This window comes from Janthinobacterium sp. BHSEK, assembly GCF_056174685.1.
The window spans coordinates 31,434-49,074 of sequence record NZ_JBWBYV010000080.1 but is presented as its reverse complement, the minus strand read 5'-3'; the positions used below and the strand labels follow the sequence as shown (position 1 = coordinate 49,074).

Annotated in this window: 13 protein-coding genes and 1 tRNA gene; 7 read left to right on the top strand and 7 right to left on the bottom strand. The window is 61.3% G+C overall.

Annotated elements, in window-relative coordinates; all coding sequences use genetic code 11:
* Positions 1 to 45: 45 nt before the first annotated feature.
* From lon to tig, 4 genes are all read right to left on the bottom strand, one after another.
* Positions 46 to 2,457 (bottom strand): endopeptidase La, encoded by a 2,412-nt coding sequence (lon, locus tag AC0V2Y_RS23890; RefSeq protein ID WP_034751007.1) that lies wholly within the window; start codon positions 2,455 to 2,457, stop codon positions 46 to 48.
* A gap of 276 nt (positions 2,458 to 2,733) precedes the next feature.
* On the bottom strand, positions 2,734 to 4,002 hold the full coding sequence (gene clpX / locus AC0V2Y_RS23885; RefSeq protein WP_076568804.1) for an ATP-dependent Clp protease ATP-binding subunit ClpX: 1,269 nt from the start codon (positions 4,000 to 4,002) through the stop codon (positions 2,734 to 2,736).
* A 199-nt stretch (positions 4,003 to 4,201) separates the two neighbouring features.
* Positions 4,202 to 4,819 carry an ATP-dependent Clp endopeptidase proteolytic subunit ClpP gene (gene clpP, locus AC0V2Y_RS23880; RefSeq protein ID WP_374106865.1) on the bottom strand — a complete coding sequence of 206 codons (618 nt, stop codon included), beginning with the start codon at positions 4,817 to 4,819 and terminating at the stop codon, positions 4,202 to 4,204.
* Positions 4,820 to 4,904: 85 nt separating this feature from the next.
* Positions 4,905 to 6,245, bottom strand: coding sequence for a trigger factor (gene tig / locus AC0V2Y_RS23875; protein WP_070311992.1), 1,341 nt, complete (start codon positions 6,243 to 6,245; stop codon positions 4,905 to 4,907).
* 599 nt (positions 6,246 to 6,844) lie between these two features.
* Here tig and AC0V2Y_RS23870 point away from each other — a divergent pair.
* Together AC0V2Y_RS23870 and AC0V2Y_RS23865 are read left to right on the top strand one after the other, a co-directional pair.
* Positions 6,845 to 7,027 carry a hypothetical protein gene (locus AC0V2Y_RS23870; protein WP_230538138.1) on the top strand — a complete coding sequence of 61 codons (183 nt, stop codon included), beginning with the start codon at positions 6,845 to 6,847 and terminating at the stop codon, positions 7,025 to 7,027.
* Between the two features lie 14 nt (positions 7,028 to 7,041).
* A complete protein-coding gene (locus tag AC0V2Y_RS23865; protein ID WP_475414521.1) occupies positions 7,042 to 8,598 on the top strand; it encodes a hypothetical protein in 1,557 nt (518 codons plus the stop codon).
* A 61-nt stretch (positions 8,599 to 8,659) separates the two neighbouring features.
* On the opposite strand, the gene AC0V2Y_RS23860 is transcribed toward AC0V2Y_RS23865, so the two are convergent.
* From AC0V2Y_RS23860 to AC0V2Y_RS23850, 3 genes are all read right to left on the bottom strand, one after another.
* Positions 8,660 to 8,742, bottom strand: a tRNA-Leu gene (locus tag AC0V2Y_RS23860).
* Between the two features lie 165 nt (positions 8,743 to 8,907).
* On the bottom strand, positions 8,908 to 12,006 hold the full coding sequence (locus AC0V2Y_RS23855) for an efflux RND transporter permease subunit (RefSeq protein WP_475414520.1): 3,099 nt from the start codon (positions 12,004 to 12,006) through the stop codon (positions 8,908 to 8,910).
* Positions 12,003 to 13,166, bottom strand: coding sequence for an efflux RND transporter periplasmic adaptor subunit (locus AC0V2Y_RS23850; RefSeq protein ID WP_475414519.1), 1,164 nt, complete (start codon positions 13,164 to 13,166; stop codon positions 12,003 to 12,005). Before AC0V2Y_RS23850 ends, AC0V2Y_RS23855 begins: the two co-directional genes overlap by 4 nt.
* A gap of 253 nt (positions 13,167 to 13,419) precedes the next feature.
* Here AC0V2Y_RS23850 and hpnC point away from each other — a divergent pair, with 253 nt between their 5' ends.
* From hpnC to AC0V2Y_RS23825, 5 genes are all read left to right on the top strand, one after another.
* Positions 13,420 to 14,301 carry a squalene synthase HpnC gene (hpnC, locus tag AC0V2Y_RS23845; RefSeq protein ID WP_475414518.1) on the top strand — a complete coding sequence of 294 codons (882 nt, stop codon included), beginning with the start codon at positions 13,420 to 13,422 and terminating at the stop codon, positions 14,299 to 14,301.
* 46 nt (positions 14,302 to 14,347) lie between these two features.
* Positions 14,348 to 15,181, top strand: a complete 834-nt coding sequence (gene hpnD / locus AC0V2Y_RS23840) for a presqualene diphosphate synthase HpnD (protein ID WP_475414533.1) — start codon at positions 14,348 to 14,350, stop codon at positions 15,179 to 15,181.
* A gap of 7 nt (positions 15,182 to 15,188) precedes the next feature.
* Positions 15,189 to 16,547, top strand: a complete 1,359-nt coding sequence (gene hpnE, locus AC0V2Y_RS23835; RefSeq protein ID WP_475414517.1) for a hydroxysqualene dehydroxylase HpnE — start codon at positions 15,189 to 15,191, stop codon at positions 16,545 to 16,547.
* A gap of 124 nt (positions 16,548 to 16,671) precedes the next feature.
* Complete coding sequence (locus AC0V2Y_RS23830; protein WP_475414516.1) at positions 16,672 to 16,827, top strand: hypothetical protein; 156 nt, start codon at positions 16,672 to 16,674, stop codon at positions 16,825 to 16,827.
* A 28-nt stretch (positions 16,828 to 16,855) separates the two neighbouring features.
* Entirely contained in the window at positions 16,856 to 17,638 is a 783-nt protein-coding gene (locus AC0V2Y_RS23825) for a DUF1700 domain-containing protein (protein WP_475414515.1), read from the top strand.
* Positions 17,639 to 17,641: the final 3 nt, after the last annotated feature.

Genomic DNA, 17,641 nt, shown 5'->3' with positions numbered 1-17,641 from the left:
CAAGCGCTCTAAAAGCGCTTGTTTGGGGAAAACAGGGGTAAAACGTTAGTGTTTTACTACCTCGCCGGCCGCGTCAGGCTTGGCCGCGGCGGCCGTGACAGCCTCCACCGCAGCGACGTCCGCCAACGCTTCAGGCATGCGTTCGAGGGCGATTTCCAGCACTTTGTCGATCCAGCGCACGGGCACGATCTCCAGTTTGTTCTTGACGTTGTCCGGAATGTCGGCCAGGTCTTTCACATTCTGCTCGGGAATCAGGACCGTCTTGATGCCGCCGCGATGGGCCGCCAGCAGCTTTTCCTTCAGGCCGCCGATCGGCAGCACTTCGCCGCGCAAGGTGATCTCGCCCGTCATCGCCACGTCGGCGCGCACGGGGATGCCCGTGAAGACCGACACCATCGCCACCGTCATGGCCGCGCCAGCCGAAGGACCGTCCTTCGGTGTCGCGCCTTCCGGCACGTGGATATGGATGTCGCTCTTCTCGAACACGTCCGCCTTGATGCCCAGGCGCTGTGCCCGGCTGCGCACCACCGTGCGGGCCGCCTCGATCGACTCTTTCATGACGTCGCCCAGGGTACCCGTGCGGATGATGCCGCCCTTGCCCGGCATCGACACGGCTTCGATGGTCAGCAGATCGCCGCCCACTTCCGTCCATGCCAGACCGACCACCTGGCCCACCTGGTTTTCTTTCTCTGCGACACCGAAATCGTAGCGGCGCACGCCGAGGAACTTGTCCAGGTTCTTCGAGTTGACGATGACTTTCTTGTCGGATTTCTTCAGCAGCAGCATCTTGACCACCTTGCGGCAGATCTTCGACACTTCACGCTCGAGCGAACGCACACCGGCTTCCCGCGTGTAGTAGCGGATGATGTCGCGCAAGGCCGACTCGGCCACCGAGATTTCTTCTTCCTTCAAGCCATTGTTCTTGATCTGCTTCGGCAGCAGGTAACGCTGCGCGATGCTGGTCTTTTCATCTTCCGTGTAACCGGACAGACGGATCACTTCCATGCGGTCGAGCAAGGCTGGCGGAATGTTGTACGAGTTCGACGTGGCCACGAACATCACGTCGGAGAGGTCGAAATCGACTTCGATGTAATGGTCGGAGAACGTGTGGTTCTGTTCCGGGTCTAACACTTCCAGCAGGGCCGACGATGGATCGCCACGGAAATCGGCGCCCATCTTGTCGACTTCGTCGAGCAGGAACAAAGGATTGCGCACGCCGACTTTCGACAGCGATTGCAAGATCTTGCCCGGCATCGAGCCGATGTAGGTGCGGCGGTGGCCGCGGATCTCGGCTTCGTCGCGCACGCCGCCCAGGGCCATGCGCACGAACTTGCGGTTCGTCGCGCGGGCGATGGACTGGCCCAGCGAGGTCTTGCCCACGCCCGGAGGGCCGACGAAGCACAGGATAGGCGCTTTGAGCTTGTCGACGCGCTGTTGCACCGCGAGGTATTCCAGGATGCGTTCCTTGACCTTGTCGAGGCCGTAGTGGTCGCCTTCGAGCACTTTTTCCGCATTCGACAAGTCGTTATTGACCTTGGATTTCTTTTTCCAAGGCAAGTTGACGAGGGTGTCGATGTAGTTGCGCACGACGGTGGCTTCGGCCGACATCGGCGACATCAGTTTCAGCTTCTTCAGCTCGTTGGTGGCCTTGTCGAGCGCTTCCTTCGGCATCTTGGCCGAAGCGACTTTTTTCTCCAGCTCGTCGAGGTCGGCGCCATCCTCGCCCTCGCCCAGTTCTTTCTGGATCGCCTTGACTTGCTCGTTCAGGTAGTACTCGCGCTGCGACTTTTCCATCTGGCGCTTGACGCGGCCGCGAATGCGCTTTTCCACCTGCAGGATGTCGAGCTCGCCTTCGAGCTGGCCCAGCAGGTGCTCGAGGCGCTTGGCCACGCTGAAAATTTCCAGAATGACTTGTTTTTGCTCCAGCTTCAGAGGCAGATGCGCGGCCACCGTGTCGGCCAGGCGGCCGGCATCGTCGATGCCCGACAAGGATGCCAGGATTTCCGGCGGGATCTTTTTGTTCAGTTTGACGTACTGGTCGAACTGCTGCACGATCGCGCGGCGCATGGCTTCGACTTCCGACTCGTCGCCCGGCTCGGACTCGAGCGGCGTCAGGTCGGCGATGAAGTGCGTCGGCGCATCGCTGATGTGGTTGATACGGGCACGCTGCGCGCCTTCGACCAGCACCTTGACGGTGCCATCGGGCAGCTTCAGCATTTGCAGAATATTGGCAACGCAGCCAATTTCATAGATATCCGAAGGAGACGGCTCGTCCTTCGCGGCTGCTTTTTGAGCGGCAAGCATGATGCTCTTGCCCTGCTCCATCGCAGCTTCCAGCGCCTTGATCGACTTTGGACGGCCAACGAACAGCGGTATCACCATATGCGGGAAAACGACGACATCCCGCAACGGCAATAACGGCAGTTGAGTTTGCTCAGTTAATTTGGAAGTTGTCATGGCGTACCTTATAGAAAGCGTGTTTACGATGTTGGCGCTCGCTGCCAAAACACAAGACCGGCGAGAATAAATAATTCTGTGAAACAAACATTTTTCTGTCTATTTCGCAAAACACACCCGCATGACGGTAACAAATGCAGTTTTCACAGTAAAAAAGCCACGCGCAGCTAAGCGCCGCGAGTGGCTTTCCGATTGAAGCCTGCACTCATTGATTTAAATTGTACTGCCATGCATTAAGGAATCAAAACCCTTTTTATGCATTTGTCTCGGCAGTAATCAATTTTCTCCGGAGGCCTTGGCAGTCTCTTGATAAATCAACAAAGGTTTGGCGCCGCTGGTGATGGTATTTTCGTCGATGACGACCTTCACCACATTTTGTTCGCTCGGCAGTTCGTACATGACGTCCAGCAAAGCATGTTCCAGGATGGAACGCAGGCCACGGGCACCGGTCTTGCGCGCCAGCGCTTTCCTGGCGATCGCATGCAGGGCGGCCGGACGGATCTCCAGTTCCGCACCTTCCATCTCGAGCAGCTTCGAATACTGCTTGATCAGCGCATTCTTCGGCTCGACGAGGATCTGGATCAGCGCCTCTTCCGTCAATTCCGCCAGGGTGGCGATGACGGGCAGACGGCCGACCAGTTCCGGGATCAGGCCGAACTTGACCAGATCTTCCGGTTCCGCTTGCAACATCAGTTCGCTGGCCGAGCTTTGCGACTTGCTGCGCACGGTGGCCGAGAAGCCGATGCCGCTCTTTTCGGAACGGTTGGCGATCACTTTCGACAGACCGTCGAAGGCGCCGCCGCAGATGAACATGATGTTGGTCGTGTCGATCTGCACGAAATCCTGGTTCGGATGCTTGCGGCCGCCTTGTGGCGGCACGGAAGCCATCGTGCCTTCGATGAGCTTGAGCAAGGCTTGCTGCACGCCCTCGCCCGACACGTCGCGCGTGATGGACGGATTGTCGGACTTGCGCGAAATCTTGTCGATTTCATCGATGTAGACGATGCCGCGCTGGGCTTTCTCGACGTCATAGTTGCAGCTTTGCAGCAGCTTCTGGATGATGTTTTCCACGTCCTCGCCCACGTAACCGGCTTCGGTCAGGGTGGTGGCGTCGGCGATCACGAACGGCACGTTGAGCATGCGCGCCAGGGTCTGTGCCAGCAGGGTCTTGCCCGAGCCGGTAGGACCGACCAGCAAGATGTTGCTCTTGGCCAGTTCGATGTCGTCTTTCTTGCCCAGGTGCTTGAGGCGCTTGTAATGGTTGTACACCGCCACCGACAGGATGCGCTTGGCAGTCTGCTGGCCGATCACGTACTGATCGAGCAAGGCGGCAATTTCTTGCGGCGTGGGCAGGTCGGATTTGGTGCCGGTCACCGTCTCGATGCTCGACGTTTCATCACGGATGATGTCGTTGCACAGGTCGATGCACTCGTCGCAAATGAACACGGACGGGCCGGCGATGAGTTTCTTCACCTCGTGCTGGCTTTTGCCGCAGAACGAGCAATACAGTAATTTTTCGCCGCTAGAGGATTTTTTGTCTGACATAAGGCATTTTGGTTGGAACTGCATTAACAATATTGCAAAATCGCAAGCCGGAGTGCGGTAGTTGCCGGAAAGGCAGCTACCCATGGCGCAAGTCAACAACGTGCACAAGCTCCATGCTACCCGAAATAAAAGCGAAACGCCCGAACGTTTGATCGCCCGGGCGTTTACTTACTTGCTTAGCAATACCGGTAGGGGCTCATCAAGCGCGGCTGGTCAACACTTTGTCGATCAAACCATACTCAACGGCCTCGTCGGCGGACATGAAACGGTCGCGGTCGGTGTCCTTGGCGATCTGCTCGATCGACTGGCCCGTGCGCTCGGCCATGATGCCGTTCAAGCGGGTACGCAGGTAAAGGATTTCCTTCGCCTGGATCTCGATGTCCGACGCCATGCCTTGCGAACCACCGGACGGCTGGTGAATCATGATGCGCGAGTTCGGCAGCGAGAAACGCTTGCCCTTGGCGCCGGCGGCCAGCAGGAAGGCCCCCATCGAGGCGGCCATCCCGGTACACAGGGTCGAGACGTCCGGCTTGATGAACTGCATGGTGTCGTAGATGGCCATGCCGGCCGAGACCGAACCACCTGGCGAGTTGATGTAGAGCGAGATTTCCTTTTCCGGATTTTCGCTTTCCAGGAACAGCAGCTGGGCGACAACCAGGTTGGCCATCTGGTCATTGACCGGGCCGACCATGAAAATCAAGCGTTCCTTCAGCAGGCGCGAGTAAATATCATACGAGCGCTCGCCGCGACCGCTTTGTTCCACCACCATCGGCACCAGGCCGAGCATCTCTGTGTCCAGCGCCGGATTACGGTTCATACCTGTCATTTCATTTCCTTGTGAAGCAGTTAGAGGGCGCCGCCACAGCCTTAGGGCCGGGAGCGGCGTCCGGATACCAACTGGTTTACGCTTGTGCGTTGCTTCCCATCAGTTCGTCGAAAGCAACTGCTTTCGTCGTGACTTTCGACAGGCCCAACACGTAAGTGACGACGTTTTCTTCCAATACAAGGGCTTCGATCTCACCCAGACGACGACGGTCGCTGTAGTAGTACTTCAGCACTTCGCGTGGATCTTCGTAGCTTTGTGCGAAATCTTCGATCTGCGCCTTGACTTGCTCAGGCGTTGCCTGCAGGTTGTTGTCGCCCACCAGTTGCGACAGTATCAGGCCCAGGCGTACGCGACGCTCGGCTTTTTCCGCGAACAGTTCTGCTGGGAAAGGCACGTCCTTGACGTTCATGCCGCGCTGCGCCATGTCCTGGCGGGTCATTTCAGCCAGGCGCTCGGAATCCTGAGCGATCAGGGTTTTTGGCACTTCCAGCTCAGCAACTTTGATCAGCGCGTCCATGACGGCTTCCTTGTTGCGTGCTTTTACGCGGCCAGCGACTTCACGCTGCAGGTTGACTTTGATGTCTTCGCGCATTTTGGCCAGGTCGCCATCGGCAACGCCCAGCGATTTGGCGAATTCGGCATCGACTTCCGGCAGGTGCGCCCATTCCAGCTTTTGCAGGGTGATGGTGAACGAAGCGGTTTTGCCGGCCACGTCTTTACCGTGGTAGTCCTCAGGGAACGACAATGGGAAAGTCTTCGACTCGCCCACTTTCAGGCCCAGGGTCGCTGCTTCGAATTCCGGCAGCATGCGGCCTTCGCCCAGCACGAAAGCGTAGCCTTCAGCTTTGCCGCCTGGGAACTCAACGCCGTCGATCGAGCCGACGAAGTCGACGGTCACGCGGTCGCCGTTGGCGGCGATCGGCTCACCGCCGTCGCCGTGTTCGCCAGCTTCGCCCTTGGTGTGGAAGTGCACGCGCTGCTTGCGCAGGATGTCGATGGTCTTGTCGATTTCGGCTTCCGACACGTCGGCTTGCACGGTTTCGATTTCAACGGCCGTCAGGTCGCCGATGGCGACTTCCGGATAAACTTCGAACGTGGCGTCGAAAGCCAGCTGGCCTTCGGCTGCTTCTTCTTTCGGCACGATGTTCGGGAAACCGGCCACGCGCAGATTGTTTTCGTTGGCGGCGTCGTTGAACGCGCGGCCGACTTTGTCATTCAGCACTTCGGATTCAATTTGGTAGCCGTATTGTGCTGCGACCATTTTCAACGGCACTTTGCCCGGACGGAAGCCCGGTGCCTTAGCCGTACGGGCTTGCACTTTCAGGCGCTTCTCAACTTCCGTGCGGACGTCCGTCAGCGGGAAGGAGATCGTGATACGACGTTCGAGTTTGCCCAAGGTTTCGACTGCAGTTGCCATGTAAAAAATCGTCCAAAAAATAAACACTGTTGGTGCGAGAAAAGAAGACCCGACCCCTTGCGCCATCACTGACGGCAAGACATGGGTCCAGCTTCACTCGCTCGCATATTCATCTGTAAAAGCACTGCAAGCAGGACGATGGACCTGGTCTACCCGGCTGAGGAAAAACCCGCACCAGGCACCAAACAATCCGCCGCTTCCAGTACTGCGACAGGGCTCCGAGCGTCCAGCCTTGCTTCTAAGTAAATGCAGGGCCGGCCATCATTCGGTAAAGCGTGGCATTATAACAAAGGACTTCGGGAAAGTGGCTGGCTTTGCAGCCCGGCCACAGAGGATACCGGCGGCGGCGAACGAATCGCTACAGCCTGGATGGCCCTGTCTTTACTCTTGCCCCGGCATTCTTTATTTCGCCAGAGACAGGCTTTCCAGCCTGCTTCGCTCATTAGTATATGCGAACTGTCGCCCCGTCCGAAACAAAGAAATGCGCTCCTGGCGAAGATTTCGGCCAAAAAACCTTTGATTTACCTCAATTTGGCCATTTTTCAGGCAAACCTAAGCCGCTTCGCCCCTCTCCAAGTGAATTTTAGGGAGAAAACATCATGAGCGATAGCGCACCCGGCGGTTCCAGCAACGCCAAAGCCAAGCTGCAAATGGTCCTCAGCCGCCTGCTTGACGGCGTAACGGATGACGACCTGCAAAAAATCCAGACGGAAGTCGATGAAATGGAGTTGCGCATGAAGGGAGACGGCCACCACGACCACGACCACCCCACCGTCGCCTGACCCGGCGCCCGCCCATGCAGCCCGCGCAGACCTTGCGCGCCGCGCCGCCCGGCGCCGACGTGCTGGGCGCCGTGGAAACGGCGCTGACGACCCACCGTGCCTTTGGCGACAGCGGCTACATCCGCGACCAGCTGGCCGTCGCCTACCGGCGGCGGCTGCACAAGCTGGGCAGCACCCTGCCCGAGGCAGAACGGCTGGCCAGCGGACTCGATGCGGCGGCGCCCGCGCGCCGGCGCCAGCTGCTGGGCGACACGGTGATGCGCTGCGCCGTCCAGCACGCCATGCGCCAGCTGCACCTCGGAGACGAGTACGGCTTGCCCCTGCCGCAATGCGCAGCCCTGTTCCAGGCGGCCAGCGAGCACTTGCGCGCGGGCCTGCCCGGCGGACCGCTGGTGGCCCATCTGCCGCCCATGGCGCGCCTGCACGAAGAGCAGGAGCGGCAGGAGCGGCAGGAGCGGCCATCCGTCGGCGATGAAACCGCAGAAACGGACACCTACATCTGGCATGCCTGGCAGGAAGATACGCCGTATGCGCGCGCCTTTCTTGCCGTGATGGACGATAACTACGGCGCACCGCTGGCCACGCCCACGCCGCAGGAACGAGCCCTGCTGCGCCGCGGGCTGCGCCTGCTGGAAACCCTGCTGCCCCGGCTGACGGCCAGCGCGCTGTCTCACGTGCAATTGATCGCCCTGTTTCCCAAGCTGGGCACCTGGCGCGGCAAGGCGTCCAGCTCGCAATTTCGCGTCAATGGCAGCGTGTTCCTGAACCAGGAACTGATCGGCAACCCGTGGTGGCTGGCCGAGCACTTGCTGCACGAGTCGCTGCACCAGAAACTGTACGACTTCCGCCACGGCCACAGCCTGCTGGCGCCAGACTATGCGCGCGATGACGGCGCCAAGGTCTGCTCGCTGTGGAATGCGCCCGATGATGACGGCAATCACTACTGGGATGCCCACCGCACCCTGGCCGCCTTCCACGTGTACGTCCATCTGGCACTGCTCTGTTTGCTGGCGGAACGGCAGGAAGCGGCGCTGGCGCCCCAATATGGCCTCATCGGCCAGCACATGAGCGGCAGCCAGCGCGCCATCGACCGCGCCCGCTACCTGGGCGAACAATTGCACAGCACCACTTGGCCGGAGCTGGGACTGGCCGGGCGGCAGATGACGCACTGGCTGCTGGACGTGCTCGACGCGCTCGACACGCAACGGCGGCCCAGCGGCGCCACCTTGCACCTGCTGCTCGACCTGTACGAGCGCCAGAGCCGCAAGCTCGACACCTACCTCGCGCAACAGCCTCCGCCCCGCAGCGATACGCTGGGATTGCAGGCGGAGCAAGAGGTGGCGATGACGCGGCACGCGCTGCACATGCTGGACAGGGAGCTGCCCCCATCAACCCATAAACAGGAGCAACACTGGCCGCAGGCGCGGCAACGCGTCCTGCAGGCACTTTGGCCACTGACTGAAGATGATAAATTAATGGAAAGAAGCGGCTACCCGCAGGCGCAGGCACTGATTGCGCAGATGGTGCAGCAGTCGAGCCGGCAACTGGCCGCACTGGGCGCATTGGGCTGAGGAATACGAATTCAGGGAAAATCTTGATGGTGCTGCACTTCCGGGCTGGAACAACCCGGATTGGTGCGGATGGGGAGACTCGAACTCCCAAGCCGAAGCACTGGCTTCTAAGACCAGCGTGTCTACCAATTCCACCACATCCGCATTTTGTACTACTCTGTACTACTTGCCCCTCTGATTTTAACAACTCGGGAGCGATCTGGCTACCGCGGACTTATAGAGCAAGCCCTCGGTAAAGCAAAGGCGGCATTCTACTGGATTTCCCAGAGGAATGCCGCCTTTTTTATGCGGGCACCTTGATGCCGATTTCTAGCCCTCTTTTGCGGTCGCCGCCTCCGGCTTCCTGACCCGGAACCAGGCCGCATACAGGGCCGGCAGGAACAGCAGGGTCAAGGCCGTTGCCAGGATCAGGCCGCCCATGATGGCGACCGCCATCGGGCCCCAGAAGACCGAACGCGACAGCGGGATCATGGCCAGCGCGGCGGCGGCCGCCGTCAGCACGATGGGGCGGCAGCGGCGTACGGCCGAGTCGATGATGGCATCCCATGGGGCGGAGCCATCGCTGATGTCTTGCTCGATCTGGTCGACGAGGATCACCGAGTTGCGGATGATCATGCCGAACAGTGCGATGACACCCAGGTTGGCCACGAAGCCCAGCGGGCGGTGCAGCAGCAGCAAGGCGAAAGCGGCGCCCGCCACGCCCAGCGGCCCCGTCAGGAACACCAGCAGGGAACGCGAGAAACTGTGCAGCTGCAGCATCAGCAAGGTGAAGATGATGAAGATGGCCAGCGGCAAGTTCGCCGCGATCGACGCTTCCGCTTCGCCGCTGTCGGCCGCCACGCCTTTCACCGTGATGCGGTAGCCGTCCGGCAACTTGGCGCGCAAGGCGTCCAGTTGCGGCGCCAGCTGCGTCGACACGGTGGCGCCCTGGATGCCATCGACCACGTCCGACTGCACGGTGATGGCCCATTCGCGCTTGTCGCGCCAGACGACGCCCGGTTCCCACACGAAATGCGCACGGGCCAGCTGCGAAATGGGCACGGACTTGCCCGTTGCCGTCGGGATATTCGTGTCATTCAGCACGGAAATCGTCGCCCGCTCTTCCAGCGGCTGGCGCACCTGGATATCGATCAATTTGTTGTCTTCGCGGAACTGGCCGATGACGGTGCCCGACAGTATCGTATTGGCAGCCTGCATCACCGTTTTCGAGGTGACGCCCAGCGCGCGCATCTTGTCCTGGTCCAGGTCCAGGCGCAGCACTTTCACCGATTCGTTCCAGTTGTCATTGACGCCCAGGGTATTCGGATTGGCGCGCATGATGTCCTTGACCTGGTCGGCGATGGTCCGCACGCCCGCCACTTCCGGCCCCGTGACGCGAAATTGCACGGGATACGGCACGGGCGGCCCGTTCGGCAGCAGTTTGACACGGCCCCGCACTTCCGGAAAATCCTTCTTGAAGACGTCGACGATTTGCTGGCGCAAGCGTTCGCGGTCGGCCAGGCTTTTCGGCAAGACCACCACTTGCGACACATTGGTCTGCGGGAATATCTGATCGAGCGGCAGGTAGAAACGGGGACTACCGGTTCCCACATAGCTGGTCACGCTTTCCACGCCGTCGAGTTTGCCAACAAAAGCCTCGAATTTCTTCACCTGTTTCTCGTTTGCAGCAAACGTCGTGCCTTCGGGCGACCACAGTTCCACCATCAGTTCGGGGCGGCTGGAATCGGGGAAGAATTGCTTTTCGATAAAGTTAAAGCCGTAGATACCGAGCGCAAAGATGGCCAGGGTGGCGGCGATCGTCGTCTTGCGCCATTCCACGCACCAGGTGACGGCGCGGCGGAAGCGGCGGAAGTTCGGCGTATCGAACAATTCATGGTCGTTATGCGCGTGCGGCTTGACCTTCAACAGGACGTAGCCGATGTAGGGCGTGAAGACGACGGCCACCACCCACGAGATGATCAGGGCCAGCGCATTCACGGAGAACAGGGAGAACGTGTATTCGCCGGCGGCCGACTTGGCCAGGCCGATGGGCAAAAAGCCCGCCACCGTGATCAGGGTGCCCGTCAGCATGGGCATGGCCGTCGACGTGTAGGCAAACGTGGCCGCGTCGAAGCGGGACATGCCCTCTTCCATCTTGCGCACCATCATCTCGACGGCGATGATGGCGTCGTCGACCAGCAAGCCCAGCGCGATGATCAGGGCGCCCAGCGAAATCTTGTGCAAGTCGATGTCGAGCAGGCGCATGAACAGGAAGGTGACGGCCAGCACCAGCGGGATGGTCAGCGCCACCACCAGGCCCGGACGCACGTCGATGCGCAGCGGCTTCGTGTGCAAACCCAGCGCGACAAAGCTGACGGCCAGCACGATCAAAATGGCTTCGATCAGGGTATGCACGAATTCGCCCACGGAGGCGGACACGGCTTCCGGCTGGTTCGACACGCGCTGCAATTCTATGCCGACCGGCAATTCGCTCTTCATGCGCGTGACGGTTGCCTGCAGGGCCTTGCCCATGTCGATGATGTTGCCGCCCTTTTCCATCGACACGCCCAGGCCGATCACTTCCTTGCCATTGAAGCGCATCTTGTCCTTCGGCGGATCCACGAATTCGCGTTTCACGGTGGCAAAGTCGCCGAGACGGAAGGTGGTGCCGTTGGCGCGCAGCTCCAGGTTTTCCAGATCCTTGACGGTGACCATGGCGCCCGTCACGCGCACTTGCAGGTTATCCGTCGGCGTCACCAGCACGCCCGTGGCGTTGATGCTGTTTTGCTCGGACAATTGCTGCACGATGGCATCGAAAGGAATGCCCAGTTGGGCAAATTTCTTGTGCGAAAAGATGATATTGATCTTTTCATCTTGCACGCCGAACAATTCCACTTTCGATACCTGTCCCACGGAAAGTAATTCCTGGCGCACCTTGTCCGCGTAATCCTTCATTTCCGCGTAGGTAAAACCGTCGCCGGACAGGGCGAAGATGGAGCCATACGTGTCGCCGAACTCGTCGTTGAAGAACGGACCCACGACGCCGGACGGCAAGGTGCCCTTGATGTCGCCGATCTTCTTGCGCACCTGGTACCAGGCGGCCGCCGTTTCCTTGGGCGGCGCCGATTCGCGCAGCTCCAGCAGGATCAAGGTTTCGCCCGGCTTCGAGTAGCTGGTGATTTCATTGATGTAGGGTGTTTCCTGCAGCTTCTTTTCCAGCTTGTCCGTCACCTGCTCGGCCATCTGCAAGGCCGTGGCGCCGGGCCAGTAGGCTTGCAGCACCATGGCGCGGAAGGTGAACGGGGGATCTTCATCCTGGCCCAGGCTGGCGTAGCTGAGCATGCCGCCGATCAGCAGCACGGCCATCAGGTAGCGCGTCAGCGGGATGTGTTCGAGGGCCCAGCGCGACAGATTGAAGCCGCCCTTCATTTGGCGGCCCCCACGCTGACGGCGGCAGCGGCGGCATCAGGCTTGCCGGCCAGTTCGGCGCCGAGGATGGTCACTTTCTGGCCAGGCTTGAGCAGGTTGACGCCGGCCGTGACCACCGTCTGCCCCGCTTTCACGCCCGAGGTCAGCAGCAATTCATTGCCCGCCACGCCGCCCACCGTCACCGGCACGAGCTTGACGGCGCCGTTTTCCACCACCCACACGGAGCTTTGCGACTTTTCATTGAACAGAGCCGTCAGCGGCACCTTGATCTGCGGCGTGGCCGTTTGCGAGGCGAACTGCACCACGGCCGTCATGCCCAGGCGCACTTGCGGCGCGTCCGGGATGCTGACCTTGGCGAGATAGGTGCGCGTGGCGGCATCGGCCACGGGCGACACTTCGCGTATCTTGCCCGGCAGCGCCTGCTTCGGGTCGGCCCACAGGCGCACCACCACATCCTTGACGCCGCGCAAGGTTTCCACCTTGTCTTCGGGAATGCCGATCACGACTTCCTTCTCGCCGCTCCTGGCCACCTGCACCACGGGTGCGCCAGGCGCCACCACCTGCCCCACTTCAGCCTCGATGCGCGTGACGACGCCGTCGACGTCGGCCAGCAAGCTGGCATAGCCGGACTGGTTCGCCTGGCCCCGGTACAGGGCTTGCGCCGCTTCCACGTTCGCCTGCGCCGCCTTGTAGGCGGCATCCTTGCCATCGAGCACGGCCTGGCTGACGAAATTTTTCTCGCGCAAGTCCTGGTAGCGCTTCAATTCCGCGCGCGCCAGGTCGCGGCTCGTTTCCGCGCTGACCAGCGACGCCTTGGCCTGCGCCTGCGACAGCTGCAAATCGACCGGATCGAGCTGCATCAGCACTTGCCCCTTCTTGACGGTGGCACCCACGTCGACCTTGCGCGCGACGATCTTGCCGCCCACGCGGAAACCCAGCTGCGAGACGACGCGGGGCACGACCTCGCCCGCCAGCTCGGCACTGACGTCGACATTACTGCTAGACAACACCATCGCGCGCACGGGGCGCACGTCTTCCACTTTGGCGACAGGCTTGGAACAAGCCGCCAGGGTCAGCGCCAGGGCGGCGGCGGCGATCAGCCGCAGGGCGGGAAGAGCGGATGCGCCGGTCTCGCGGCGCAGGGTTTTCAGGGCAAACAAGGTATTTTCCTTTACTATGCGGGCTGTAATATTTTTATGCGGAGAAACTTTTTGCTTGCCCTTTGGGCCAAGCCAAACTTTTTCGCACGCGATATCCTTAAATTTGTGACAATATCAGCTTGGCCATGGCGGGGAACGACTTCTCGCTAATGACTTTCTGGTTATTAATTATAATCGTGCGTAAAAGTTTTTAGTGACTTTTGCGTCATTAATCTCGAGATTAAAAAACTGCAAGACTAAAGAAGCGTGTTCAATGCCTGTAGACCATTACGAAAATTTTCCTGTTGCATCATTTTTACTGCCGCGCCGCCTGGTGCCCGCCGTCGAAGCCATCTATGCCTTCGCCCGCAGCGCCGACGACCTGGCCGATGAAGGCGACGCCACGCCGGCCGAACGCCTGGCCTTTCTACACGCCTACGAAGAGGCGCTGGGACGCATCGCCCGCGAAGAAGGCCATGCCGGCGAGAACGCCGCCATGTTCGAACGCCTGGCCGCCGTCATCGCCAAATTCCAGCTGCCACTGAAGCCATTCCACGATTTATTGTCCGCTTTCAAGCAGGACGTGGAAACGACGCGCTACGCCAGCTATGACGATGTGCTCGATTACTGCGCCCGCTCCGCCAACCCTGTGGGGCTGCTGATGCTGCACCTGTACGGTGCGGCCGATGAACAGAATGTACGCGATTCCGATGCGATATGTTCAGCTTTGCAACTAATTAATTTCCTGCAAGACGTCGCCATCGACCAGCAAAAAGAGCGCATCTACCTGCCGATGGAAGACCTGAGCCGCTTTGCCGTCTCCGCCGCCGCCTTCGAGCGGCCCGAGGCGCACGGCAAGTGGAGCGCCCTGATGCGCTTCGAAGTGGCCCGCACGCGCGCCCTGATGCTGTCCGGGGCGCCGCTGGCCCTGCGCTTGCGCGGGCGCATCGGCTGGGAACTGCGGCTGGTGGTGCAAGGGGGCTTGCGCATCCTCGAAGCCATCGAAGCCGTCAATTACGACGTGTTCCGGCGCCGCCCCAAGCTGGAGAAACGCGACTGGCTGATCATTTTCTGGCGCGCCCTGCGCATGTCGCGCAAAAGCCTGCATCAAGAGACACAAGTAAAAACGGCTTTTCCCCCGTCGCCTACTCTGTAAGACGATAGAATAGCGGCTTCGATCTGCAACCCTTGCTCTTTTGACTATGTCTCCCGACGAATACTGCCAACAAAAGGCCGCCCAGAGCGGCTCCAGCTTCTACTACAGCTTCCTGTTCCTGCCGGCCGAGCGCCGCAAGGCCATCACGGCCCTGTACGCCTTCTGCCGCGAAGTCGACGACACGGTCGATGAATGCACGGACGAAGCCGTGGCACGCACCAAGCTGGTTTGGTGGCGCAAGGAAGTCAAAGCCATGTACGAGGGCAACCCCACGCATCCCGTGATGCGCGCGCTGCAGCCGCACCTGGCCGTATATAAGCTGGAAGAAAAGCATATGCAGGCCATCATCGACGGCATGGAAATGGACTTGAACCAGACCCGCTACCTCGATTACCAGGCCATGAGCCGCTATTGCTGGCACGTGGCCAGCGTGGTCGGTATCTTGTCGGCCAGCATCTTTGGCGCGACCCGCCCGGAAACGCTGCTGTATGCGGAAAAGCTGGGCCATGCCTTCCAGCTGACCAACATCATCCGCGACGTGGGCGAGGATGCGCGCAAGGGGCGCATCTACCTGCCGATCAGCGAGTTGCAGCAATTTAACGTGACGGCAGCCGATTTGCTGAACGCGCGCCATAGCGAGAACTTCGAAAACCTCATGCGCTTCCAGGCGGCGCGCGCACAGCAAGCCTATGACGAGGCCTTCGTCCTGCTGCCGGCGGAGGATCGCCGCGCCCAGCGCCCAGGCCTGATCATGGCCGCCATCTACCGCACCCTGCTCAATGAAGTCGAGCGCGACGGCTATCACGTGCTGAAACAGCGCATCTCGCTCACGCCGATCCGCAAACTGTGGCTGGCTTGGAAGACCTGGGTTCGTGGCTGAGCGTAGCGTGAAGCAACGCTACGCCGTCATCGGCGCCGGTTGGGCCGGCTGCGCGGCGGCCATGGAACTGGCGCGCGCCGGCCACGCCGTCACCATCTTCGAGGCGGCGCGTACCCTGGGCGGGCGGGCGCGCCGGGTCGAACGCGAAGGCGGCGTACTCGACAACGGCCAGCACATCCTGCTGGGCGCCTATACGGAAACCTTACGTCTGATCAAGCTCGCGGGGCAAGACCACGCCGAGCTGATCCTGTCGTTGCCCCTGCAGATGCGCTATCCGCCCGGCGCTAAAGGCATGGATTTTCTCGCGCCGCGCCTGCCCGCGCCGCTGCACCTGGCATGGGCCCTGCTGCGCGCCAAAGGTTTGCAGCGCGCCGACAAGCTGTCGCTGATGCGCTTTTCCACGGCCATGCGCTGGATGGGCTGGCAGCTGTACCACGATTGCACGGTAACCGAATTGCTGCAGCGCTTCGACCAGACGGACACCTTGAACCGCCTGATGTGGCACCCGCTGTGCCTGGCGGCCTTGAATACGCCGCCCGAGCGGGCCTCGGCCCGCGTCTTCATCAACGTGCTGCGCGACAGCCTGGGGGCATCGCGCCGCCGCGCCTCCGACATGCTGATCCCGAAGGCGGACCTCTCCGCCCTGCTGCCCGACGCGGCCGCCCGCTATGTGGAACAGCATGGCGGCGCGGTGCGCACGGGCGCCAAGGTGGCCGCCTTGCACGCCTTGCCCGATGGCCGCTGGCAGCTCGATGAGACCGACACCTACGACGGCGTCATCGTCGCCACCTCGTCCGTGCAGGCCGCCAGCCTGCTGCAAGGCTTGCAGGACGCGCGCCTGGCCGATGCCATTGACCGCATGCAAGCCTTCACGCCGGAAGCCATCAGCACCTGCTACCTGCAGTACGACGCCAGCGTGCGCCTGGACTTGCCGTTCTACGCCCTCGTCGAAGCACCAGAGCAACAGCACTGGGGCCAGTTCGTCTTCGACCGGGGCCAGCTCGACAGCAAGCAGGCGGGCTTGCTGGCCGTCGTCATCAGCGCATCGGGCGTTGCCGCCGAGCAAGGCCATGGGCCGCTGGCGCAGGCGATCGCCGCGCAGCTGGCGCAAGTGCTGCAGCGCCCGGAGCTGGCGCAGCCCGCCTGGACACAGCTGATCACGGAAAAGCGCGCCACCTTTGCCTGCGCGCCGGATCTGCGGCGCCCCGGCAATGCCAGCGGCATGCCGGGCCTGCTGCTGGCCGGCGACTACACGGCCAATGACGACCGGACGCAAGACTATCCGGCCACCATCGAGGCGGCCGTGCGCAGCGGCGTGGCGGCGGCCAGGATGGCGAACACGGACAAGGCGGCAAAACAGACTTGACGGTGCATCCTTCCCTGGTGTCGCTCGCCCCCGCGAAATTGCATTCTGTCGCACCGCGCTGGTGCGTCCGCCTGCGCTTGGGTACAGTCCGATCATCGACAACGGCCTTGCCACGGGGAATACCATGCACACCACCTTGCACTTGAAAAACAGCTTGAAAGCCGTGGCGCTGCTCGCTTGTGTTCTGCTCGCCACCCTGATCGTCGTTCACGGACCGCAGGGGCCGCAAGCACCACTCATGCTGAGCCAGGCAAGCATGCTGTTGCCGGCAGTGGGATGAAGCGGCGCAGCGGACGGACAGGAAGAATATGATGAACAAGCAAGATTATCTCGAGGCGCTGCGGCGCGCGCTGGCAGGCTTGCCGCCGGACCTGGTGGCCAAGACGATGGACTATTACGAACAGACCTTCATCGAAGGGGCGGCGGCGGGACGCAGCGAGCAGGAGATCGCCGACGAACTGGGCGATCCGAAAAAAATCGCCCTCACCTTGCGCAGCAGCACCCACCGCCAGGCATTCGAACAGAAGAAAACCCCCGTCAACCTGCTGCGCCTGCTCGTCTCGCTGGTGGGCCTGGCCATCTTCAACCTGTTCATGGTCGTGCCCGCCGCCGTGTACGCGGCCCTGCTGGCCACCCTGTATGCCGTCGGCCTGAGCTTTTACCTGGCCGGCATCGCCATCACGGCCAGCGGTTTGTCCGGCGCCAACGAACTGGTGCTCGAGGGCCCCCTGCGCCACGTCTTCATCCATGATGATGACGGCGGCGAAGGGGACGAGCGGCGCGAAACGCGCATCACCATCGGCGACACGGGCATCGAAGTCGACCACCTGCCCGGCCCCGTCAAAACCGAACCCGAGACGCCGGGCGCGTCGTCGCGCGTGATGGAGCGGGCCGAAGCGCTCGCCGGCGGCGGCATCCGCATCTCCACCGACATGGACCGCGATGCGCGCACCACGCAAACCGTCTTCGGCATGGGCATGCTGCTTGGCGGCATCGCCATCTTCCTGCTCAGTCTGGTGGTCACGCGTTATACCCTGATCGGCATCAAGCGCTACATCGCCATGAATGTTTCCCTCCTCAAAGGTCACTAGAAA